Here is a 21,538-nt window from a genome sequence, read left to right on the forward strand (position 1 = left end):
AACCCTCATGTAAGGACGAGGCCCGGATCGGCCAGAAGAACGGCATCGTCCGACAATGGGCCCGGCGTGGCACGCGGCCACGCCAGCCGGCTGATCAGCGCTACGAGAATGCCTGGCTGTTCGGCGCGATCTGTCCGGCGCGTGGCAAAGCCGCCGGCCTGGCGCTCCCGTTCATCGGCACCGCCAGCATGCAACTGCACATCGAGGAAATCTCGCGCTGCGTCGTCCGCGGTGCCCACGCCGTCGTGCTGCTCGATCGCGCAGGATGGCATACCACCGACAAGCTGAAGCTGCCCCGCAATATCAGCCTGATCTTCCTGCCGTCCCGCGCGCCCGAACTGAACCCGGTCGAAAATGTCTGGCAGTTCCTGCGCGCCAACTGGCTGTCCAACACCGTCTTCGACGGCATCGATCATATCATCGACGCCGCCTGTTCCGCTTGGAACAAGCTTGCCGCCCTGCCTGACACCATCCGATCCATCGGACTCAGGAAATGGGCACACACGGGTCAGGGACTATAACCGTTGGTATAAGACGTTGCGTCGGTACCCCTCGCGGTCGGGCAGTCTCAGGCTGCCAAAATGGGACGGTGGACCGCGGAAAGAAGGCGAAAATAACTATGGGAAACGATGAAATCCTCTCGGAAGACGAGAAAAACCAGCTCGTTCATGGGAAAATTGCTTTATCTATATTGGGCGCACTAAGCGGAACCGACGGCAATATACTTGCCAATCATATCTTGCAAAACCCCTCTTCTGTCAAAGATATATTGTATAAAATTTCAACGGGAACGCCGGTTGAAATGTTGAGAAAGGAAGCCGCTTCTCATACTTCTGACGAAGGAGGGAGAATAGAAGCGGACTTCAATTACGTCGGTTTGCCGGACGAAGCGAGCCACGTCAGTTTCGAAACAGGATTTCAGGAATTCATGCGGCCTCGCCTGGGGGCGCGTCAGGAAGGGTTCTCGGTTTTATTCGAACACCTGTCTCGTCATGATCGTCCGTTCATTCTTGAAACAGGCTGTTTGCGCATCCCGAACAATTGGGAAGGAGATGGACAAAGCACTTTCCAGTTTGATTGGTATGCCAGAGAAAACAGCGGAACGGTCATCACGATCGATTTAAACAGAGAGAGCATAGAGAGCGCCCGCCGCGCATGCAGCAATGTCACCAATACAATACTCAATGATTCCGTTTCGGCACTTAATGCATTGAGTTCTTTGACATCCTCTCCCGCGTCCCTCATTTACCTTGACAGCTTTGACCTGGATCCGAACAACCCGATGCCGAGTGCCATTCATCATGCAAAGGAAATGATGGCAGCGCGTCACTTGATTGGACCAGGAACCTTGATTTGCGTTGACGATTTTCAGGTCGGGCCATTGAATGGCGGCGGCAAGGGGCTGATTATCGATCAGTTCATGGACACAATCCGAGCCAAGGTCCTGTATTCAGGCTACCAGAAAATCTGGCAGATAGCCTCCTGACACGACATTCGGGTACGGGCCGGATGCTATGACGTGGTCACGTTCGGCCCCATGCCCGGGCAAATTTCGCCAGATCAGCCGTGATACGGTGCATGGAGTCCGCCCAATCAAGCGGTTTGTTTTGCTGGTAGATGCGCAGGCTGTCGTACCATGGCGAGTCCAAGCGGCCGGAAAGCCATCGCCAGCACTGATCGTAGCGGGACAGCATCCAGACGGGCTTTCCCAGTCCGGCGGCGACATGTGCGGTTGACGTATCGACCGCGATGACCAGGTCCAGATTGCTGACGAACGCAGCCGTGTCGCTGAAATCATGAAGCAAGGGCGTATGGTCGATCAGTTGCATTCCGGCGGGGGGCGTTTTGGCCTGAACGGATTTTTCCCCGATCTGCAAGCTGTAGAACAGGGTGTTGGGCACGGCGGCGAGCGGTGTCAGCGTCGCCAGATCGGTGGAACGGCGCTGGTCGGCTATGTTAACCTCGCGGACGCCGCGATGCGGCGCCCCCGCCCAGACGAGGCCGACGCGAAGGGGCGCGGAAGACAAGCCCCTTTTTTCCAGATCGTCCTCGAGTTTTTCAGCCCAGAACGCCACCTTTTGCGGGTCTGCCTTCAGAAAGCCCTCTGACGACGGAATGGTTTCCAATGTCGTGCCCAATGCACGCGGAAGACTGGCTGCCGGACATTGCAGATCGTGAGGCGGAACAGGGTCGTCGATCGATATGAATGTCTGGTCCGGGAACGAAAGTCGAAACAGGGACAGTAATTCCTTCCGGACCCGAACGAGGGTGCGCCCGCCGAATTGCGCTGCAAACGGAATGAAGCGGGAAAACTGAAGCATATCCCCGAAGCCACCTTCCGTGTGGATCAGCAGGGTGCGTCCGGTGAAATCTCCACCCTCCCACAACGGGGCGGTCATGCGGTGATGACCGAGCATCCGAGTTTTCCAGCGCCATTCATATTCCTCGAACCCCTCCTGGTACTCGCCCAGGGCTAGAAGGCAGATGGCGTAGTTGGCGTGGCTTTCCGCGTTTTCCGGGTCCAGCCTGACCGCCACGCGATGGAAGTTCCGCGCCAGCGCATGCTCCCCACGCCGGTCGAGCGCGACCCCGAGATTGCTGAGGGCCAGGACATGCTGGGGATAACGGGTCAGGCACTCCTTGTACGCGGCAATCGCGTCGTCATAGCGCTGGAGTGCCAGCAATGCGTTGCCGAAATTGGACCAGGCATCGACCAGCGTCGGCTTCAGATTGAGCGCACGAATCAAGACGTCATGCGCCTGCTGGAAATCACCAAGGGTGCAGAGCAACCCGCCATAGTTACTCAGGGTACGCGCATCATCCGGCGTCTGGACCAGTTCGTGCCTGTAGGTCTCCGCCGCTTCCTGCAACAGACCGGCCCGATGCAATGCCTCTCCATCCTTCGAACGCTCTCTCTCGTGTCCAGAGGTTGCCGACGAGGCATCGGAAGAAAAAGACCCGCCATTGTGGCTCATGAAGCGTGTGACCTGATTTCTGTGACATACCCGCGCAGTCCGGCCCGGCAGTCTATTCCCCCGGGGATAGCCGGTCGAGGGGCGCTTTGCGCGCCAACGATCGCCACTCGACCATCTGGGACCGGCAGCCTATGCTGCGGCGCATCTCGCCGGGGTCTTTCGAAACCTTCTCCAGGTCAGGACGCCCGGGGCGTTGTGCCCGCGCACGCCAGACCATGAGAAAGAGAGTTTCCCCGCATGTCGTCCAGCGTCCAGGACTTTCTTCAGCACGATTCCGACCGTCCCGTGGGGATTACGATCTGCGCGGTGGACGACATAACGCCGCGGCTCGCCGCGGATGCACTCAGGCGGTCATGTCGGAAAATGCGCTTCGACCGGGCCGTGCTCCTGTCATCTTCCCGACCCGGAAGCCTTGCGGAGGGGATCGAGCATATCGCGATTCCGCCCATCACCAGCCATGAAAATTATTCGCGCTTCATGCTGCACGATCTTCATCGCCATATCGACACGCCCCATGTCCTGATCGTGCAGTGGGATGGCTTTGTCCTGGACGGTTCAGCGTGGGACGCGTCGTTTACGGCTTATGACTATATCGGCGCTGTATGGGGAGGGCACGCCCAGCGCAGGGTAGGAAACGGTGGCTTTTCCCTCCGCTCGCGCAAGCTGCTGAAAGCCGTGGCGCAGATCGCGCCGGACCAGCCGGCGGGAAGGGGCGAGGACGATCTGATCTGTCGCATTCTGGCCCCTCGGCTGGAGAGCGAGTTCGGCATCCTTTTCGCGCCCGAGGCCGTGGCCCATCGCTTCGCATATGAACGTGTCCTGCCGGACGCACGCACGTTCGGATTCCATGGATTGTTCAACCTGTGGCGCCATCTCGGGGACGATGAACTGCTTCAGGTCATCGAGGATCTGCCTGCCAGCGTTGTCACGGGCCGCGATTTTCTGCAGTGCATGGCCTGCTGCCTGGGGGTGAAAAGATTCTCGATGGCGCGTGCCTTCGTACAGCGACTTTCGGCTTACGTGGACAAGAACAGGCTGGACGCGCATTTTCGCCTGATCGGCGCCAAGCCGGGGTTTGCGGAATTTCTTTCGAAACTATAGCCGCGAGCCCCTCGCGCCCCCTACCCCAGACCCAGCCGGCGGCGCATCTCCGCCGCCACGGTGATCGTGTCGTCCAGCGGCGTGACCGGCCAGTCCTGCATCCGGCCGGTGAAGGGGCGGGTACGGCCGGCATCGGCCAAGTCGCGCAGGAACAGGCCGATCCGTCGCGACCGCCCCGGCAGGTCGGCGATCATGACCGGGGCCGTGCCCGCTACGGCCTCGGACACCATCGAGACACTATCCTTCGTCACCACCACCGCGTCCGCGCAGGCCAGCAGGCCCAGATAGGGATTGTCGCCCTGCATGTCCCACACCCAGCCGCCCAAGGGGGACAGGGTATCGCGCATGATGCGGCAGACCGCGTCGCCCGTCCGCCGCGACGGCGTGACCGCCGCCCCCACCCGGTCGCGACGCATCATGTCGGCCAGTTGCCCGGCCAGGACCTGCCCGACCGCCTCGTCCAGCCGGAAGCGGCCGTTGGACCCGCCCAGCAGCACGGCGACCAGCGGACGCGGCAGGTGCGCCAGGCGCGGCAACCATTCCGCCCGCGCGGCCGCCAGCAGAGCCGGGGAGACACCGTGCAGCGCGGTGCGCGACAGCAGGACGTTGGGCCCCGCGATTTCGTCGTGACGGTTGGCGATCACCAGGTCGAAACGGTCCAGCCGCATGCGCGGATTCTGGATCTGCACGACGCGCCGGGTCGTGCTTCGCAAGGCGGCACCGACCGCGCCCCCCTTGCCGGCGACACTGAACACCAGGTCGGCCGTTCCGGGATCGACCGGCGGATCGATGGCACGCAACGGGGCGGGCCACCAGGCGGCCGGCATGCGCCTCCACACGCCGCGCGCCTTCACCGGACAGAAAAACGGTGCCAGCCCGGCCCGTGCCGCCAGCCCGAACGCCTGCGAGCGCATCCCGGCCAGGTCTTCGGCCACCACGGCCACCGGGGGCGTCTCGGATCGGGCGGAAGGGGGCTGGGCCGGTTCGGTCATGCCGCCATCTGCCGACAGGCCATACGGGCCGTCAATGTCGGCGCGGCGCGGGAATCGCTTCCCCCCCGCCGTCCGGGCGCGGTATCCCGTCACACGATGACCGATACCGCCCCCCTTTCCGACCCCAGCGACGTCCCCACATTCGATGGATTGGGCCTGGACCCGCGCATCGTGGCGAATGTCGCGCGGGCCGGCTATGCCACCCCGTCACCGATCCAGGCCCTGGCCATTCCGCCGATCCGCGACGGCCGCGATGTCGAGGCCCTGGCCCGCACCGGAACCGGCAAGACGGCGGCCTTCGCCCTGCCGGTGATCCATCGGTTGCTGACCGGCGCAGGAGACGCCGCGCCGTCCGGCCCCCCAGGCCATGTGCGGGCCCTGATCCTGTCGCCGACCCGGGAACTGGCCAGCCAGACCGCCGGCACCGTGCGGACCTGCATCCGCGGCTGCGGGCTGACGGTGGCGCTGGCCATCGGCGGGGCGCCCAAGGACCGGCAGGCACGCGCCTTGCTGGACGGCGTCGATATCCTGGTCGCGACCCCGGGACGCCTGCTGGACCATCTGGCGGACGCAACCATCACGCTGGACCATACGACCTGCCTGGTGCTGGATGAGGCCGACCGGATGCTGGACCTGGGCTTCGTCGAGGATGTGCGGGCCATTGCGGCGCGCCTGCCGGTGCGGCATCAGACCCTGCTGTTTTCGGCCACCATGTCACCCGCCATTTCGGCGCTGGGGCGGCAATTGCTGCACAAGCCGCTGCAGATCGCCCCGCCGGAGCAGGCCGCCCCGCCGCCGCGCATCCGCCAGCAGGTGATCTTCACCCCGGCCGCGCGAAAGGCCGCGTCCCTGCTTGCGGTGCTGCGCCGCGAGGCAGGCGGCCGGACGATGGTCTTCACCCGCACCAAACAGGCGGCCGACGCGCTGGCGCGGACGCTGAATACGGGGGGCGTGACCGCCGCCGCGCTGCACGGCGACCATGGCCAGGTCCGGCGCGACCGCACGCTGGACGATTTCCGTCGTGGCAGGCTGCTGGTGCTGGTCGCCACCGACGTCATGGCGCGCGGCATCGATGTCGAGGGCGTGGCTCTGGTGGTCAATTTCGATATCCCGGAGCAACCCGAAACCTATATCCACCGGATCGGCCGCACCGCGCGGGCCGGACGGCGGGGCACGGCGCTTTCGCTGTGCGATCCCGCCGAGCGGCTGAAGCTGCGCGACATCGAAAGACAGAGCGGCGCGCGCATCACCGTCATCGATCCCACCTGAGCATTCTTGGGAAACAGGCCTGCGCAGAGACGTGAAGGGAGACCGCACGCCTGGCGGCATTGCAGCGGCGGCCTGACGCTATAAAGTCTGTCGCCATGGCCTGGCCGATCCATCCCGTCGCGCGTGGCGATACCGGAACAGACACACGCCCGCCGGGCCGGCGCATCGGCCAGGGGGGGAATGCGGCATGATGAGCTGTGGATCCGGAGCCCGCCTCGGCCGGTCGCCCCGCACACGCGGGCGTCCGACCTTTCTGGAGACGCTGCCGACGCCCCCCCAGCCCCTGCCCCGCTTCGCGGTCAACATCGCCCCGCCCGACCTGTCACCCTGGCTGACGGACCATGGCGGCATTCCCGGCATCATCCACCGCGAGGGAGCGCAACCCGGCCCGCATGTCGTCCTGACGTCGCTGATCCACGGCAACGAATATGCGGGAGCGGTGGTGCTGGACCGGCTGCTGCGCGAGGACATTCGCCCGGCACGCGGACGCCTGTCCCTGGTCTTCGCCAATCCGCAGGCCTTCGCACGCTTCGACCCGGACAATCCCGTCGCCTCGCGATTTGTCGAGGAGGACATGAACCGGCTGTGGTGCCGGCAGGTCCTGTCCGGCCCGCGCCGTTCGGTGGAACTGGACCGCGCCCGGGCGATTCTGCCGGTGATCGAATCGGCGGATATCCTGATGGACCTGCATTCGATGCTGTGGCCCGGGACGCCGCTGATCCTGGCCGGGCGGATGGAAAGCGGGCGCAGACTGGCAGCCATGATCGGCGATCCCCGGCTGATCGTCTCGGACCATGGGCATCAGTCTGGTCCGCGCCTGATCGACTTCGAACGGTTTTCGGCCCCGGGCAGCCCGGCCGCCGCCTGCCTGCTGGAAGCGGGCGCGCATTGGAACAAGGACACCGTCGAGGCCACCGACCACGCCGTCCGCGCGCTGCTGCGGCATTCCGGGTTGCTGCCGGCGGATGAGGCCGCCCCCCTGCCGCCACCCCGGCACATGATGGTGACGGATATCGTGACGGCGCAGACCCCGCGCTTCCGTTTCGTCCGTCCCTTCCGGGGCGGCGAGGTCATTCGCCGGCGCGGCACCCTGCTGGCGCAGGACGGCCCCGACGAGATCCGAACCCCCTACCCCGACTGCATGCTGGTCATGCCCAACCTGCGCCCGGGCCTGGGGCAGACCGCCGTCCGGCTGGCGACGGTCGTCCCGGAATCTGTCCCCCCCACACCGTGACCGCGACATGCGGCATCACTGCCGGATGTCCTGCCTTTGTCCACCTTCCCAAGCCATTGATTGGATGAATTTCCTGATTTAACGTAATCCTCCTCCTTATCGGAAGGCGTTTAGCAGGGTATCGCTCAATTTCTTCCATATAAAACTATTTCTTGCGATTGGATAAGTTATAATGGGAAGCGCTCTTCCATCATCCCTGGATGAATTTTACCAGTCAGTTCTCGGGATAAGCATTAACGGTCTAAAATTTAATTCCTATCAGGACAATTTTGATGCATCGCGCTTCAACACTGACGAAAAGGACCACTCTCAGGACTTCGACCTGAATTCAAAAATTTTCTATTTTACGTGGTTTTTCTTTAATCGTGAAAATTTATTCGGGGCATATTGCAACCTGTCCGACGATTCTTCAAAACTACTTTTCATATGCTTAATTGCATACCGCATGGCGGGACACCTCTCCTTCAAGATTCCAGCCGAATTTCTTCGGCGGACGGAAGAACTGGCAGCCTATCGCAATGCCGAAAAGTCGGTCGAAAGTTCTCTTCCCGTCACGGGAATGTTCGGAAAACTGCGGCATTTCGATTTTGAGTTCGAGGGCAAGCGCTACGTGGTGGACTGTCTCGGCCTCGAGTATTGTTTGCACCGACACCAATATTTTTACGATCAGGACGGTATCCGAATCGCACCTGAGCAAGGCGATACTGTCATCGATGGTGGCGCCTGCACGGGAGATACAGCGATCGTATTCTCGAATGCGGTAGGGGCGGAAGGAAAAGTCTATTCCTTCGACCCCGTCCAGGAACACATCGATATATTGACGTACAACGCCAATCAGTTCCCCTATCACAACGTCGAAATCATGCCCTATGGCCTTTCGAACCGTGAAGTGAAGGCGGCACCGATCATAACGAACTACTATGCACCCGGATTTTCGTCCGCAACTCCGAACATTCCACTGACGTCCCTCGATATTCTGGTCAGGCAGGGGACGATCGGAAAAATCGACTTCATCAAGCTTGATGTGGAAGGAGCCGAACTGGACACGCTAAAGGGGGCCGAAGACAGCATTCGAAAATTTCGGCCCAAAATGGCCGTTTCCCTTTATCACAAGCCGAATGATATTTTTGAGATAATCAATTATATAAAAACAACATTTGGTTTCTATAGTTTTCACTTGGGACACTATACAATTCACTCAGAAGAAACCGTCCTATATTGCCACCCTCTTCCGGTCTGAATTGCGGCAGTATATCTTTGTTACGAATGTGAAAACGAGAGTCGGCCTGATATGATCGACACGCCAAACGATGATGGGTCGAGGGATTTTCTACGGGAAATCAACCGGCTGACGTCGCATCATAGAGTCAGTTGCCATCTTTATTCTTCCTACATCGCCTCGCTTTTCGGCGATGGCGATGCAGCGTCTCTGGCCGAGGTGCCCTATCTGCCCGTTCGCGCCTTCAAGACCTTCACCCTCAAGAGCATTCGCGATGAGGACGTCTTCAAGATCATGACGTCTTCCGGCACAACCGGCGATGTCTCCAGAATCTATCTGGATCGCGAGACGTCGAGGCTGCAGTCGCAGAAGCTGGTCGAGGTGTTTTCGAGCGCATTCTCGAAGAGCCGTTTTCCGATGCTGGTCGTCGATGCGAAAAATACGGTGTCGGACCGCCGAAAATTCTCGGCCAGAACGGCTGCCATCAATGGCTTCGGCCTGTTTTCCCGAGGACAGGGTTTCGCACTGGACGACGAGTTCCAGATCGATATCGATCATGTACAGGCTTTTATCGAGCAAAATCGCGGCCGCCGTATCTTCATGTTCGGTTTCACCTTCGTCGTCTGGCAGCATTTCATTCAGGAACTGAAGCGGCAGAATGTCAGGCTGGACCTGTCCGATGCCTTCCTGCTGCATGGAGGGGGATGGAAGAAACTTGCGGACCAGAACATCTCGAACGAGAGATTCAAGGCCGAAGTTCAGGAATGGACCGGCTGTGGCGATATCAGAAACTATTACGGCATGGTCGAGCAAACCGGCACGATCTTCATGGAATGTCCCCGCGGCCATCTTCATGCCGCACCAGGCTCGGACGCAATCATCCGCGATCCGAATTCGCTGGAGGTTCTGCCCCACGGCTCCGAAGGATTGATCCAGGTCTTTTCCACCATCCAGAAAAGCTACCCGGGACATGCCCTGCTGACAGAAGACGTCGGAGCCACTCTTGACGGAACGAATTGCGGCTGTGGGCAAAAAGGAACGATCGTCACGATCAGGGGCCGACTGAAGAAGGCGGAAATTCGGGGATGCAGTGATGCCTATCGTTACCATTGACGAATCCGCGCGTAGCGAATGGGCAGACGCTTTCGACTTTTCGTCGCGTTTCGCTTTTTTTGATGAAATCGTCGTCGAATTCCTGCAGGAACTTTCGCACGCTATCCTGAAGAATACCGAGGCGCGGCAATATCCCGATCTCGCTACCTTCGCCTATTTCTGCCGAAGGGCCAACCTCCACGCTCTTTTCCAACGCTACACGGATTCGGCACAGCGTTCCGGCTGGGGAACGGCGGTCCACGTTGCTCCGGCCAACATTCCGATCAACTTTGCCTTTTCCCTGGTCTTCGGGTTGCTCGCGGGCAATTCGAACATCGTGCGTATGCCGAGTCGGCATTTCCCGCAGAACGACCTCTTCGTCGAGATTTTCGATCGGATAGCTGGCACCCCCCGTTTCAGTTCCATCGCCGATGGCACTCTCCTGCTTCGAACGTCGCACGGCAGCAAGGTATTTGAGGCGTGGATCGCAGAGGCCGACAGCCTGATCGTATGGGGCGGCGACGCAACGATCGCGGCGTTTCGCACCCTTATCAAGAAGCCGCGCTGCGTGGAGATTTATTTTCCCGATCGCAAATCTTCAGCGGTCATTGATGCCGCGGCCTACACCATGACTTCGCAGGATGCCCGGCGAAGACTGGCGCGTAATTTCTTCAACGATACCTATCTCGTGGACCAGAATGCCTGCTCGTCCCCGAGTATTGTGTTCTGGGTCGGAAATCCCGCCCCCGTCACGACGGCGAGAGACTGCTTCTGGAAGACGCTGGACGAGGAACTGAAGAATCGAGACTACCGATTGGAGCCGACGGCACGGATCGACAAGTTTCTCGACCTCATGGCCGTCACCGCAACCTTTCAGCGCCCGGTTAACCTGAAGACATATTCCCCGGATATATGGTGCGTGGAAGAACGGATGCCGCCGCGAAATCTGGCTCTGCGCTTCGGCCAGTTCGTCGATATGGATCTTCCGTCCGTTGACGGTATCGCCACTTTTCTACGCTCACAGGAGCAGACCCTGACCTATTTTGGCGTCGACCCATATGTCCTGCAACGGGCATTGCGCGGCGGTCGTCACACGGTCGATCGCATCGTACCCGTCGGCAAGGCGCTGGACATCAACCCGTTCTGGGACGGCAAGGACATTCTGGCGCAGCTTTCCCGCCGCATCGACCTTGTCGCCCCGTCACGGGACATGCGGGATGCGGCGTCTTCAGTGCAGCCCGCGATCCAGGCATAGGATCTGCCCGGTCATTTTCGAAGCGGCTTCCGAAACAAGAAAAGACACGAGACCGGCCACGTCCGCCGGCTTTATCTCTCCCCCTAAGGCCGAGCGTTCATTCAGCACCGCCCTCGCCTTTTCGTCCATTTCAGCGGCCATATCGGTCTCGACGACGGCGGGTGAAATCGCATTGACCCGAATGTCGAACGGGCCAAGTTCCGTCGCCAGGACGCCGGTGGCGTGAATAAGGGCAGCCTTGCTGCCCCCATAGGACAACGTTCCGGCATCCGCCCTCGAACCGGCGACCGATGCGATATTGACGATGGAACCGCTCCTTGCCCGCATCATCTTCTTGGCTACGTACTGTGTGAACAGGATCTGATGGAAATAATTGATGTCGAAGACCCGTTTCATGTCCTCGACCCTGGTCATCGAGAAGAGACCACCAGCGGCAATGCCCGCGGCATTTACCAGGACATCAATGCGGGCGTGTGCCTTGTGAAGATGCTGGGCGCATGACGTTACGGATTCGACATCGGCGAGATCGAAGAGGAAAAAACGAACGGCCGGGTGGCATGCCATGACCGCCTCCAACCCGTCCGACCGGACACGACTGCAGGCGGCAACGTCGAACCCTTCCGCGGCCAGTTTCGTCACGATCGCGAGGCCGATTCCTCGGCTTGCCCCCGTCACCACAGCGACGCGCCGGAGTTTTTCATCCATGGGCCAGGACCGGTTCGAGCAGGTCATAGTCAATATCGGGCATGACAACGTGATGCGGGAACAGCGGTGTCGCCTTGCCCGTCAACACATGGGAAACGATCGGATCGGAGAAGTAGGCCATAATTGCCTGTTCGATGAATAAGTCGACGACATCAGGCGCTCGCGCCTTCAGCATTTTCAGGCAGCCGTTAGGGTCTTGCCTCCATTCCTGGGTCGTATCGCCGTCCAGCAGGGCGTCGATTTCATCAAGATACGGAAAGCCGTTCTGGAGACGCAGCCGAGCGCCGGTGGCCCTCGCCTCCGGAACCTGACGGAGCGGGTCCCCGGGGAACATCGCATAGAAGAGTTCAAGAGCGAGTCGATCTGACATGCTTATCTATACGATCCGCCAACATAAGGGCCACTGCCTGAATGGTATTGGCCGGATTGACGCATGACGCGGTCACGAAGACGCTGGAATCCGCCACATAAAGGTTGGCGGTATCGTAGACGCGCCCCTGGGCATCGACAACCGAATTGCGGGAATCGTCCCCCATTCGCGCCGTTCCCAGCAGGTGCCAGCCCGTATTGCGTACGGGACCATACGCGGAACTTCTGATCGCGCCGGCAGCGGCCATCAGTTCACGCGCGCGGCTCATGCCATGGATCATCATCTTCTTCGTGTTGTCATGCAGAACGTAGTGAATTTTCACACCCGGATCGCCGAAGCGATCGTGCCGGGTCTCGTCGAGTTCCACCCGGTTTTCCGTCCTGGGCAGGTCTTCGCAGACAATGGCGATGACGAGCTGTTTCGCGTAGAACGCGTCGAAATCGTCATAGACCTGCGTGCCGAACCTGAGCTTACGCCGAGCCAGCGCGGAAAGCGCCGTTTCGACGGGGCCGGTGCCACGCAATGCCTGCATCATGTAGCCGAGGCGATGGTCCGCGCCGGGTGTGCGATGAAACTGCAGGCTATACAGCATGCAGCCCTGGGGGCCGGAATCGGTATCGAACCGCTGATCGAAAATGCCTTCCACATAGCCCAGCGGGTGAATCATCAGATTGCGGCCCACCTGACCACTCGTATTGCCCAACCCTTGCGGCCGCTCGTCGGTCCGTGAATTGAGGAGGATACGCGCCGTACCGATCGCGCTCGACGTCAGGATGACATGATCGGCCTCGAAAACCCGCCCTTCCCCGGCATCGTCAAAGCCCTCCACACCGTAGGCCTTGCCGTCGCGGACCAGCACTCGGGACACCGCGAATTCCGGCACGAGCATCAGGCCGAGGCGCAGGGCCTCCTTCAGGTAGGTGTTGTCCGCACTGGCCTTGGCACCTTGCGGACAGCCGGTGTTGCAGGGACCGAGATTGAGGCAGGCGCCTCGCTCGCCTCTCGGTCTTGTCAGAATTGCGGAAAAGCTCGGCCACCAATGCCATCCCTTGGCGTTGAAGGCCTTCGCCAGCCGCTCCCCCCCACTTCCGAGTGGAACGGGCGGAAGGGTTTTTTCGATCTGCGGATAGTAGGGATCACCGGCGAGGCCGGACAGCCCCATCATCCTCTCGTTCAACGTGAAGTACGGGGCCAGTTCCCCGTACCCGAATGGCCAATCCGCGCCCACTCCCTCGCGACTGTTCAGTGCGAAGTCAGCTTCGAGAAAGCGCGGGAAATGGCCGGAATAGAGAATCGTCGATCCGCCCACGGCATTGAAGTTACACACGGCGATCGGCGATCGGCTGTCGTCGATGGGGTAGTCGAACCGGTTCTGGCGCTCTGCCGTGACAGGGTTGAATTCTGTTCGCTTGCGTATCTCCCAATCATGCCCGGTAGACGGATAATGCGATGGGTCCATCCGTGGACCGCGGTCCAGACAAAGGACCTTGTATCCCCTGGAAACGAGCGACCAGGCTACCGCCGCGCCGGAAGCACCCGCACCGACAATGATGAAGTCGAGGCGACTCATTTCCTGGGAAGATACTGCTCGAAGATTTCCGGTATGGTGATCATCATCTCGGCTTCGCAGGCGACCGTACCGTTCGTGTAGCCTGTCGCATGCCCCTTGCACACGCCGCGACGCCAGGAATCCACATAGGCTTCGATCATCAGGCTTTCACCCGGCAGCACTTCCTTACGAAACCGTACCGTATGCCGAAGTGCGTGCGTGATCATTCCCTTCAGCCCGTCCTGCGTCGTGATGGCGACCGTGAGCATCTGTGCCATCGCTTCGAGTTGAAGTGCGCCGGGCATGTTTGGCCGACCGGGGAAATGAATGGGAAAATACCATTCGTTATTCGAAAGATGCTTATAGCCCTTGGCATACTTACCAGGCTCGACGTCGGTCACGTAATCGATCATCAGAAATGGATATCGATTGGGTTGAAATTCCTTCAGTTCTTCACCATTTAACGAGAAACTCAACGCCTTGTCTCCTTGATCCAAATCCCGTCTCGCGTCGTGCCGTCCGCGACCTGCGCCTTGGATTTTCCGTGGTCAAACCTTGGGACCGAACATCTAGGTCAGAAAACGCTGCGTCAACGTGGCGTAATCTGGCTTGTTGGACGCGGTAAATGGCAGTTCGTCACAAATTTCGACGCGGACCGCAGAGGGATGAAAATCGAAATTCTCCTTCAGCGCCGTCTGCACGGCATTTACGTCGACAGCCATGGTACAGATGACCACGCAGTTTTCTTTTCCCACGAGAATGCAATTTACCCCGGCGCTCCGGAGCACGGATTCGACGTGATCCAGATTGACGGAAATGCCGTGCAATTTGATGAAACGCTTCCTGCGCCCGACGATGGTCACGAAACCGTCCGCATCGATACGGGCCTGATCACCGGTATGCAGTCGCCCTCCGAACTGGTCACCCGTGGCGAGGTCTTGCCAGGAATTGGCATAGCCCATCGAAACATTCGGGCCTTCATAGACCAGCTCGCCCTCCCCGGCCCCTGGAACCTCTTCGACGATCTCGATTTTTCCGCCGGGAATCGGGATGCCCACGCTTCCCAGCTTGTCCATGGCCCGATCCGGCGGCACGTAGGAAATGCGCGGCGCCGCCTCCGTCTGTCCGTACATCGTGAAATAGCGCACGTTGTGGTCCGCGAAGTACTGCCAGAAATACTGTGTCAGCCGCGGCGTCAAGGCTCCGCCCGCCTGGGTAACACACAATAGATTGCCCATCACTTTTTCGCTCAGGCGAATCCGACGTATCGTTTCGAACGTAAAAGGAACCCCGGAAATATCCGTTACGCACGCATCTTCGATACGTTGCCAGAGATTTTTTTCCAGAACAGACTGTTCCGTCAACAACATCGTGCCGCGAACGAAGGCAGTATTGTGAAGTACGGAAAGTCCATAGGAATAATGAAATGGAAGCAGGCTTACCGTGACGCGCTCTTCTGTAATGGCGAGATAGCTCACGATTGCCCGGGTACAGGATTCGATGTTTCGCCCCGTCAGCCGCACGCATTTCGAGTCACCGGTAGAGCCCGAGGTCGGGATAAGCAACGCCAGATTTTCGTTTAACGAATAGTCGATCGGCACGACACGCTCGAAGAGCACTTTCGAGACGAGCCGCTTCGTCGGGATATACCCATCCGGGACGGCATCCGCGTTGCCTACCAGATAGCGGGGCGCGTACGCCTCGATCGTCTTTGACAAGGTGGGCCATCTCGCGTGGCCGTCGAGAAGCAGCGGAACGACCCCATGTCGCAAGGCACCGAAATATGCGGCAACGGTCTCATGGGTTCGGTCGCAGAGAATGACCGCGACAGCCCTTGAGGAATCTGCGAAAAGCGCGTCGCCCAAACGGAAAATGTCGTGGTAGCTGTAGCGACGCCCTTCTTCCAGCAGGAATGTCCGGTCTTCGGCGTCGCTCGGGCGGTCCTGCCAGAACATCTCAGAAGGTCACGCCATATTTTTTGAGCGTGTCGAATCCGGTCTCATAAGAGCCGAAATCGACGACATCATCCATTTCGAGCATGATGTCGAACGTCTCTTCCAGGGCGGCGACCAGCGCCATGTGACCGACAGAATCCCATGCCCTGATGCTCTGATATTGCAAATCGGCATTCAAGTCTTCAGAACCGATACCAAAGGTCTCCATAAATACAGTATCGTACTTTTCACGATTGCTCATCTCATATTCCTATCTGAAGACTTTTCTGTCTTCGTTTCTACGAACAACGCGGGCCGGGTTGCCAACCGTAATGACTTCTTTCGGTACGTCGGAGTGGACGACCGCCCCCATGCCGACGATCGAGGAGCAGCCGACACGCAGTTTTTCTTTGATAAGAGCGCCCATGCCAACGTAGCTGAGGGTTTCGATATGCACTCCGCCCCCCAGGTTCACCATGGAAGAGAGGACGCAATTATCTTCCACGACGACGTCGTGACCAACGATCGATGCCGTATTGATGGCGACGTTACGACCGATCCTGGCCGTCGCCTGCACGGACACGTACGGAGCGACGATCACCCCGTCACCGATTTCCGCGTGGCGGGACACAAATGCAAGCGGCGAAACGATCGAGGCCAGCCTCAGGTCGAGCATCCTGACTTTCTCGGCGAGGGCAGCCCGATCGGATGGCTCCCCCACGGCGATCGTGACCTTGGCCCCCGCGACATGCCGGCCAACGGCTGTGACGGGCAGGCCGAGGACCTCTTCACGCCGGGGGTCATCGACAAGGAAGGCCAGGCGATGCGGCTTTTCCGATCCATGATTTATGGCGCTTTGTAATATGTCCATGGTTTCAACGCCGAGACCGCCGGCACCATACACGTACCACGGACTATCGTTCATCGGCAGACACCACCGCGCCCAGACGCTCCCTCACAAAACCGGCTATGCCTTCAGCATCCAGGCGGTTCTGTTTCAGCATGAAGGCATAGTCTCCGGTTTCGACAAATCGATCGGCAATCCCATGCAGGATGATCGGGGGGCATGATATACTCGCGGCATTATAATATTCCAAAATAGCGCTGCCCAATCCCCCAGCAACTTTGTGCTCCTCGATGACAAAAATGGCGTCGGTTTCCTGCGCGATTTTTTCGAGTGCATTCTCATCGAGCGGCTTGATCGTGTGCATGTTGAGAACGCCTGCCTCGATATCCATTTGCGCAAGTGTCTCGGTCGCCCTGAGACAATGCGCCACGGTTGTCCCGCTTGAGATCAACATGATCTTGCGGACAGGTGTAAGCCAGACCGCCCTCCCGATCTCGAATACATAGTCGCTGGTATAAATTATGGGGGTACTCGAGGCGCCGGTCAGTCTCATGTATACTGGCTGGCCGTATCCGACACAGGCATAAAGCGTCTTCTGGATTTCCACGCAATCGGCTGGCGAGATGATCGTAAGCCCCGGCACAGTACGCATCACCGCGACATCTTCGAGGCCGAAGTGCGAATTGCCGAGATACGCCATCGACAACCCGCTTCCGAGCGCTACCAGTTTAACCGGTTCGCGCATGTAGCCCATGTTCATCCGCACCTGTTCGCTCGCCCGCATCGAGGCGAAGGGCGCGAATGTCGAGGCGAAGACGTCGAATCCCATGCGGGCAAGGCCCGCCGCACAGCCGACCATCGTCTGCTCGGCAATGCCGACATTCACGAACTGATCCGGAAGCTCCCTGGAAAAGCGGTCGAGCCCCGAAGACCGTCCAAGATCCGCGCTTATGGCGATGATATTTCTGTCGGCACCCGCCAGGGTGGTCAGCGTCTGGCCATAGGTGGCCCTTGGCCCCAGGCGCGCCAGTGCGCGGGCGCTGGAATTCGAAATTTCAGACACTCGGCTCTCCTGACGCATCAAGCTTCGGCAGATCGCAACCGTCCAGAACCTTCAGACATCTTTCGAAAACGTTGGCCGTGATGCGATTATGATGCCAATCGTTATTGTTCTCCATAAAGTCCACGCCCCTGCCCTTCACCGTACGCGCCACAATCGCCGTAGGCGTGTCCGTGGTATGCCGCGCATTCTGGAAAGCATTCAGGATGACCTGATGGTCATGCCCGTCGATTTCGATCACGTTCCAGCCAAATGCCCTCCACACATTCGCCAGCACGACCCTGCCCGCGTACGTCGTATTGGGACCGTCATTTCGGAAGCCGTTCTCATCGATAATCGCCGTCAGGTTTCCGAGACCCAACTCCGCAGCCGTGGCGGCGCTTTCCCAAACGGAGCCTTCATTGCACTCGCCGTCGCCCAGCATGACGTAGACACGCCTGTCCTGCCCGCGCTTGCGCATGCCCAGCGCCATGCCCATGCCATAAGCGAGGCCCTGCCCGAGGCTGCCATTGGAGCTTTCGATGCCCAGTACCTCTTTTTTGACAGGGTGTGCGATCAGGTCGCTGCCGTTCGTCTGGAAGGTCGCGAGCTTTTCGGCCGAAAAATATCCCTGGCGATGAAGCACGGCAAAGTAGCCTAAAACCGCGTGGCCCTTGCTGAGGATGAATACATCCCGATCGTTCCACTCGGGCTCATGGGGGCGATGAACGAGTATTTCACTGAAGAGCGTGTTCAGGATTTCGACCATACTTAGACTGCCACCAATATGCGTCGCCTGTCCGCATTTGAAGGCAGTCTCAATAATTGTACGGCGGACTTCCAGGCAGGCTTCAGCGAAGCTCAGGTCTGGCTTAAAAATGACTCATCCCCCCGAAATACTTTCGCGTAATCAGGTGTTGTCACCTGATTACGCGTGCTTGAGAGCCTGCAGACCCTAGCGATAGATCGGGAAGCGCGCGCACAGGGCGCGGACCTTGTCGTGCACCGCCTGTTCGGTGGCGGGGCATCCGTCCTCGCCCTTGCCGGCCATGGCGGTCAGGACCTCGTCGATCATCTCGCCCACCGCGCGGAATTCGTCGGTGCCGAAGCCGCGCGCCGTGGCGGCGGGGCTGCCCAGGCGAATCCCCGACGTGATCGCCGGCTTTTCCGGGTCGAACGGCACCGCGTTCTTGTTCGCGGTGATCCCGGCGCGTTCCAGGCTGCGTTCGGCGGCGCGGCCCGTGACCTTCTTGGGGCGCAGGTCCACCAGCAGCAGGTGGCTGTCCGTGCCCCCCGTCACGATGTCGAACCCGCGCGACAGCAGCGTTTCCGCCAGCACGCGGGCATTCGCCGCCACCGCTTCCTGATAGGCGCGGAATTCCGGCTGCAGCGCCTCGCCGAACGCCACGGCCTTGGCCGCGATCACGTGCATCAGCGGGCCGCCCTGCAGCCCGGGGAAGACCGCCGAGTTGATCTTCTTCGCCAGGTCCGCGTCATTCGTCAGGATCAGGCCGCCGCGCGGGCCGCGCAGGGTCTTGTGCGTCGTGCTGGTCACCACATGCGCATGCGCCATCGGCGAGGGATACAGGCCCGCCGCAACCAGTCCGGCATAATGGGCCATGTCGACCATCAGGTAGGCCCCGACTTCGTCCGCGATGGCGCGGAAGCGGGCGAAATCGATCGCGCGCGGATAGGCCGAGCCCCCCGCCACGATCAGCTTCGGCTTCTCGGCCCGGGCCAGGCGCTCCATCTCCTCGTAATCCAGCAGCCCGTCCTCGCGCCGCACGCCGTACTGCACCGCGCGGAACCATTTGCCGGAATAGTTCGGCGCCGCCCCGTGCGTCAGGTGGCCGCCCGCCGCCAGGCTCATGCCCAGAATGGTATCGCCCGGGCTGACCAGCGCCATGAACGCCGCCTGGTTCGCGTTGGCGCCGGAATGGGGCTGCACGTTCGCGAAGCCCGCGCCGAACAGCGTCTTCACCCGCTCGATGGCCAGGCTCTCGACCTTGTCCACCTCGGCGCAGCCGCCGTAATAGCGGCGGCCGGGATAACCCTCGGCGTATTTGTTCGTCAGCACGCTGCCCTGCGCCTGCAGCACCGCCTCGGACACCATGTTCTCGCTGGCGATCAGTTCGATTCCGTCGCGCTGGCGTTCCAGTTCACCCGCGATGATCTCCGCGACCAGGGGATCGCGTTCGGCAAGCGGGGAGCGGAAATAGGCGTGCAACCCGCTCTGGCTCATCTGGTCCGGCATCGTTATATTCTCCAGTTCCTTCAACGCCGCAGCCAGTCACCGGAAGAGTTCCAATGGCCCTTGCACATGCGTCAATGTGATTTCGCGCATTCTAGCGTCTCCACGTCGGCGAGGCCACACAACGATGCCCGTTGGCCGCCGTTCCGCGTTTCATCGACCCGCTTTTCACCACCCCCGCTTCGGGGGCCCGCTTTTTCAGGAGACGCATTGCATGGCGCAGCCGCCCGCTAACCCGCCGACTTCCAGCCTGCTTCGCCGCAAACGAATCGAAATCCCCGCCGACGCGCAGGGGCTGCGGCGGGTCCTGGGGCCGGGCAGCCTGATCGCGCTGGGAATCGGTTGTACGATCGGCGCCGGGCTGTTTTCGCTGACCGGCATCGCCGCGTCGGAAAACGCCGGCCCCGCCGTCGTGCTGTCCTATATCGTCGCGGCCATCGCCTGCGGCTTCGCGGGCCTGTGCTACAGCGAGCTGGCCAGCATGATCCCCATCGCCGGCAGCGCCTATACCTATGCCTACATGGCGCTGGGCGAGGTCGTGGCCTGGATCATCGGGTGGGACTTGGTGCTGGAATACGCCGTCGGCGCCGCCGCGGTGTCGGTCAGTTGGTCGCGCTATGTCACGTCGCTGCTGGGGGGATGGGGAATTTCCCTGTCGCCCCGGCTGGTGGCCTCGCCGTTCGAAGCGGTGGTACTGCCCGACGGCAGCCATGTCGCGGGAATCATGAACCTGCCCGCCGCCTTCATCATCTGCGTCGTGTCGCTGCTGCTGATTCGCGGGGTGTCGGAATCGGCACGGGTCAACAGCGCCATCGTGGTGGTGAAGCTGGCGATCATCGTCGCGGTGATCGCGTTCGGCCTGCCCTATATCAAGACCGCGAACTACGTGCCCTTCATCCCCGCCAATACCGGCACGTTCGGCCATTTCGGCCTGTCGGGCATCATGCGCGCGGCGGGCACCATCTTCTTCGCCTATGTGGGCTTCGACGCCGTATCCACCGCGGCGCAGGAGGCCCGCAATCCCGCCCGGGACATGCCCATCGGCATCCTGGGCAGCCTGCTGATCTGCACCGTGGCCTATGTGGCGTTCTCGCTCGTGCTGACGGGGCTGGTGAATTACAAGGACATGCTGGGCGATGCGGCGCCGGTGGCCACGGCCATCGACCAGACGCCGTTCGGCTGGCTGAAGCTGGCCGTGAAGTTCGGCATCATCTGCGGCTTCACCTCGGTGCTGCTGGTCCTGCTGCTGGGCCAGAGCCGCGTCTTCTACGCCATGGCGCGTGACGGGCTGCTGCCGGGGCTGTTTTCGTCCATCCATCCGCGGTGGCGCACGCCGTGGTATTCCAACCTGCTGTTCATGGTCATCACCGGCGGGCTGGCCGCCTTCCTGCCGATCGACCAGCTTGCGCACATGACGTCGATCGGCACCCTGCTGGCCTTCGTCATCGTCTGTATCGGGGTGATGTTCCTGCGCCGCAGCGCGCCGGACATGGAACGCCGCTTTCGCGTGCCCGGCGGCCCGGTGATTCCGGTGCTGGGCATCGTCTGCTGCCTGGCGGTCATGCTTTCGCTGGACCGGCTGACCTGGGTCCGGCTGGTGGTCTGGCTGATCGTCGGCATGGCGATCTATTTCGGTTACAGCCGGCGCAGCAGCCATCTGGCCCGGGGCGCATAGGCGCCCCGCTGCCCGAAGCTGGCGGGACAGG

20 protein-coding genes and 1 pseudogene are annotated in these 21,538 nt (G+C 60.7%); 9 read left to right on the forward strand and 12 right to left on the reverse strand.

Annotation, left to right across the window (positions count from 1 at the left end; translation table 11 throughout):
• Window positions 1-11 precede the first annotated feature (11 nt).
• A pseudogene (locus GDI_RS14160) lies at window positions 12-521 on the forward strand (IS630-like element ISGdi5 family transposase); the annotation flags it as partial.
• A gap of 98 nt (window positions 522-619) precedes the next feature.
• Window positions 620-1,486, forward strand: a complete 867-nt coding sequence (locus tag GDI_RS14165) for an O-methyltransferase (protein ID WP_041249501.1) — start codon at window positions 620-622, stop codon at window positions 1,484-1,486.
• A 37-nt stretch (window positions 1,487-1,523) separates the two neighbouring features.
• On the opposite strand, the gene GDI_RS14170 is transcribed toward GDI_RS14165, so the two are convergent.
• Window positions 1,524-2,975 carry a tetratricopeptide repeat protein gene (locus tag GDI_RS14170; protein ID WP_012227243.1) on the reverse strand — a complete coding sequence of 484 codons (1,452 nt, stop codon included), beginning with the start codon at window positions 2,973-2,975 and terminating at the stop codon, window positions 1,524-1,526.
• Window positions 2,976-3,338: 363 nt separating this feature from the next.
• Between GDI_RS14170 and GDI_RS14175 the strand changes: the two genes are divergently transcribed.
• Window positions 3,339-4,076 (forward strand): DUF5672 family protein, encoded by a 738-nt coding sequence (locus tag GDI_RS14175; protein ID WP_041249503.1) that lies wholly within the window; start codon window positions 3,339-3,341, stop codon window positions 4,074-4,076.
• A 20-nt stretch (window positions 4,077-4,096) separates the two neighbouring features.
• Here GDI_RS14175 and GDI_RS14180 read toward each other — a convergent pair whose 3' ends face one another.
• Window positions 4,097-5,068 carry a mitochondrial fission ELM1 family protein gene (locus GDI_RS14180; protein ID WP_012227246.1) on the reverse strand — a complete coding sequence of 324 codons (972 nt, stop codon included), beginning with the start codon at window positions 5,066-5,068 and terminating at the stop codon, window positions 4,097-4,099.
• 96 nt (window positions 5,069-5,164) lie between these two features.
• Here GDI_RS14180 and GDI_RS14185 point away from each other — a divergent pair, with 96 nt between their 5' ends.
• From GDI_RS14185 to GDI_RS14205, 5 genes are all read left to right on the forward strand, one after another.
• A complete protein-coding gene (locus GDI_RS14185; RefSeq protein ID WP_012227247.1) occupies window positions 5,165-6,337 on the forward strand; it encodes a DEAD/DEAH box helicase in 1,173 nt (390 codons plus the stop codon).
• Between the two features lie 187 nt (window positions 6,338-6,524).
• Window positions 6,525-7,571: a M14 family metallopeptidase gene (locus GDI_RS14190; protein WP_012227248.1), complete on the forward strand. Its 1,047-nt coding sequence runs from the start codon at window positions 6,525-6,527 to the stop codon at window positions 7,569-7,571.
• Between the two features lie 172 nt (window positions 7,572-7,743).
• Complete coding sequence (locus GDI_RS14195; protein WP_012227249.1) at window positions 7,744-8,811, forward strand: FkbM family methyltransferase; 1,068 nt, start codon at window positions 7,744-7,746, stop codon at window positions 8,809-8,811.
• A 51-nt stretch (window positions 8,812-8,862) separates the two neighbouring features.
• Window positions 8,863-9,903 carry a LuxE/PaaK family acyltransferase gene (locus GDI_RS14200; RefSeq protein ID WP_012227250.1) on the forward strand — a complete coding sequence of 347 codons (1,041 nt, stop codon included), beginning with the start codon at window positions 8,863-8,865 and terminating at the stop codon, window positions 9,901-9,903.
• The gene (locus GDI_RS14205; RefSeq protein WP_012227251.1) at window positions 9,884-11,137 is read left to right on the forward strand and encodes an acyl-CoA reductase; all 1,254 of its coding nucleotides are present in this window, start codon (window positions 9,884-9,886) and stop codon (window positions 11,135-11,137) included. The genes GDI_RS14200 and GDI_RS14205 overlap by 20 nt, the downstream gene beginning before the upstream one ends.
• On the opposite strand, the gene GDI_RS14210 is transcribed toward GDI_RS14205, so the two are convergent.
• The 10 genes from GDI_RS14210 to glyA all read right to left on the reverse strand — a co-directional run bounded on the left by GDI_RS14210 (window position 11,111) and on the right by glyA (window position 19,835).
• Entirely contained in the window at window positions 11,111-11,842 is a 732-nt protein-coding gene (locus tag GDI_RS14210) for an SDR family NAD(P)-dependent oxidoreductase (protein WP_012227252.1), read from the reverse strand. The two genes, GDI_RS14205 and GDI_RS14210, sit on opposite strands and share 27 nt — an antisense overlap.
• A complete protein-coding gene (locus GDI_RS14215; RefSeq protein ID WP_197535938.1) occupies window positions 11,835-12,212 on the reverse strand; it encodes a hypothetical protein in 378 nt (125 codons plus the stop codon). Before GDI_RS14215 ends, GDI_RS14210 begins: the two co-directional genes overlap by 8 nt.
• The gene (locus GDI_RS14220) at window positions 12,190-13,782 is read right to left on the reverse strand and encodes a GMC family oxidoreductase (protein WP_012227254.1); all 1,593 of its coding nucleotides are present in this window, start codon (window positions 13,780-13,782) and stop codon (window positions 12,190-12,192) included. The genes GDI_RS14215 and GDI_RS14220 overlap by 23 nt, the downstream gene beginning before the upstream one ends.
• Entirely contained in the window at window positions 13,779-14,237 is a 459-nt protein-coding gene (gene fabZ, locus GDI_RS14225) for a 3-hydroxyacyl-ACP dehydratase FabZ (RefSeq protein WP_041249504.1), read from the reverse strand. The genes GDI_RS14220 and fabZ overlap by 4 nt, the downstream gene beginning before the upstream one ends.
• A 93-nt stretch (window positions 14,238-14,330) precedes the next feature.
• Complete coding sequence (locus GDI_RS14230) at window positions 14,331-15,716, reverse strand: AMP-binding protein (protein WP_012227258.1); 1,386 nt, start codon at window positions 15,714-15,716, stop codon at window positions 14,331-14,333.
• Between the two features lies 1 nt (window position 15,717).
• A complete protein-coding gene (locus GDI_RS14235) occupies window positions 15,718-15,957 on the reverse strand; it encodes an acyl carrier protein (RefSeq protein WP_012227265.1) in 240 nt (79 codons plus the stop codon).
• 9 nt (window positions 15,958-15,966) lie between these two features.
• Complete coding sequence (locus GDI_RS14240; protein ID WP_041249505.1) at window positions 15,967-16,620, reverse strand: NeuD/PglB/VioB family sugar acetyltransferase; 654 nt, start codon at window positions 16,618-16,620, stop codon at window positions 15,967-15,969.
• The gene (locus GDI_RS14245) at window positions 16,610-17,605 is read right to left on the reverse strand and encodes a transketolase family protein (protein ID WP_041249506.1); all 996 of its coding nucleotides are present in this window, start codon (window positions 17,603-17,605) and stop codon (window positions 16,610-16,612) included. The genes GDI_RS14240 and GDI_RS14245 overlap by 11 nt, the downstream gene beginning before the upstream one ends.
• Entirely contained in the window at window positions 17,598-18,461 is an 864-nt protein-coding gene (locus GDI_RS14250; protein WP_050935058.1) for a transketolase, read from the reverse strand. Before GDI_RS14250 ends, GDI_RS14245 begins: the two co-directional genes overlap by 8 nt.
• A 75-nt stretch (window positions 18,462-18,536) precedes the next feature.
• Entirely contained in the window at window positions 18,537-19,835 is a 1,299-nt protein-coding gene (gene glyA / locus GDI_RS14255; RefSeq protein WP_012554899.1) for a serine hydroxymethyltransferase, read from the reverse strand.
• A 211-nt stretch (window positions 19,836-20,046) separates the two neighbouring features.
• Between glyA and GDI_RS14260 the strand changes: the two genes are divergently transcribed.
• Window positions 20,047-21,507: an amino acid permease gene (locus tag GDI_RS14260; RefSeq protein ID WP_012554898.1), complete on the forward strand. Its 1,461-nt coding sequence runs from the start codon at window positions 20,047-20,049 to the stop codon at window positions 21,505-21,507.
• Window positions 21,508-21,538: the final 31 nt, after the last annotated feature.

Origin of the sequence: Gluconacetobacter diazotrophicus PA1 5 (assembly GCF_000067045.1) — a bacterium.
GTDB classification, from domain to species: Bacteria; Pseudomonadota; Alphaproteobacteria; order Acetobacterales; family Acetobacteraceae; genus Gluconacetobacter; species Gluconacetobacter diazotrophicus.

Coding starts and splice junctions, on each gene's coding strand:
- GDI_RS14165 (WP_041249501.1), top strand. CDS start 620: ATGGGAAACGATGAAATCCTCTCGGAAGACGAGAAAAACCAGCTCGTT.
- GDI_RS14170 (WP_012227243.1), bottom strand. CDS start 2,975: ATGAGCCACAATGGCGGGTCTTTTTCTTCCGATGCCTCGTCGGCAACC.
- GDI_RS14175 (WP_041249503.1), top strand. CDS start 3,339: ATGCGCTTCGACCGGGCCGTGCTCCTGTCATCTTCCCGACCCGGAAGC.
- GDI_RS14180 (WP_012227246.1), bottom strand. CDS start 5,068: ATGACCGAACCGGCCCAGCCCCCTTCCGCCCGATCCGAGACGCCCCCG.
- GDI_RS14185 (WP_012227247.1), top strand. CDS start 5,165: ATGACCGATACCGCCCCCCTTTCCGACCCCAGCGACGTCCCCACATTC.
- GDI_RS14190 (WP_012227248.1), top strand. CDS start 6,525: ATGATGAGCTGTGGATCCGGAGCCCGCCTCGGCCGGTCGCCCCGCACA.
- GDI_RS14195 (WP_012227249.1), top strand. CDS start 7,744: ATGGGAAGCGCTCTTCCATCATCCCTGGATGAATTTTACCAGTCAGTT.
- GDI_RS14200 (WP_012227250.1), top strand. CDS start 8,863: ATGATCGACACGCCAAACGATGATGGGTCGAGGGATTTTCTACGGGAA.
- GDI_RS14205 (WP_012227251.1), top strand. CDS start 9,884: ATGCCTATCGTTACCATTGACGAATCCGCGCGTAGCGAATGGGCAGAC.
- GDI_RS14210 (WP_012227252.1), bottom strand. CDS start 11,842: ATGGATGAAAAACTCCGGCGCGTCGCTGTGGTGACGGGGGCAAGCCGA.
- GDI_RS14215 (WP_197535938.1), bottom strand. CDS start 12,212: ATGTCAGATCGACTCGCTCTTGAACTCTTCTATGCGATGTTCCCCGGG.
- GDI_RS14220 (WP_012227254.1), bottom strand. CDS start 13,782: ATGAGTCGCCTCGACTTCATCATTGTCGGTGCGGGTGCTTCCGGCGCG.
- GDI_RS14230 (WP_012227258.1), bottom strand. CDS start 15,716: ATGTTCTGGCAGGACCGCCCGAGCGACGCCGAAGACCGGACATTCCTG.
- GDI_RS14235 (WP_012227265.1), bottom strand. CDS start 15,957: ATGAGCAATCGTGAAAAGTACGATACTGTATTTATGGAGACCTTTGGT.
- GDI_RS14240 (WP_041249505.1), bottom strand. CDS start 16,620: ATGAACGATAGTCCGTGGTACGTGTATGGTGCCGGCGGTCTCGGCGTT.
- glyA (WP_012554899.1), bottom strand. CDS start 19,835: ATGCCGGACCAGATGAGCCAGAGCGGGTTGCACGCCTATTTCCGCTCC.
- GDI_RS14260 (WP_012554898.1), top strand. CDS start 20,047: ATGGCGCAGCCGCCCGCTAACCCGCCGACTTCCAGCCTGCTTCGCCGC.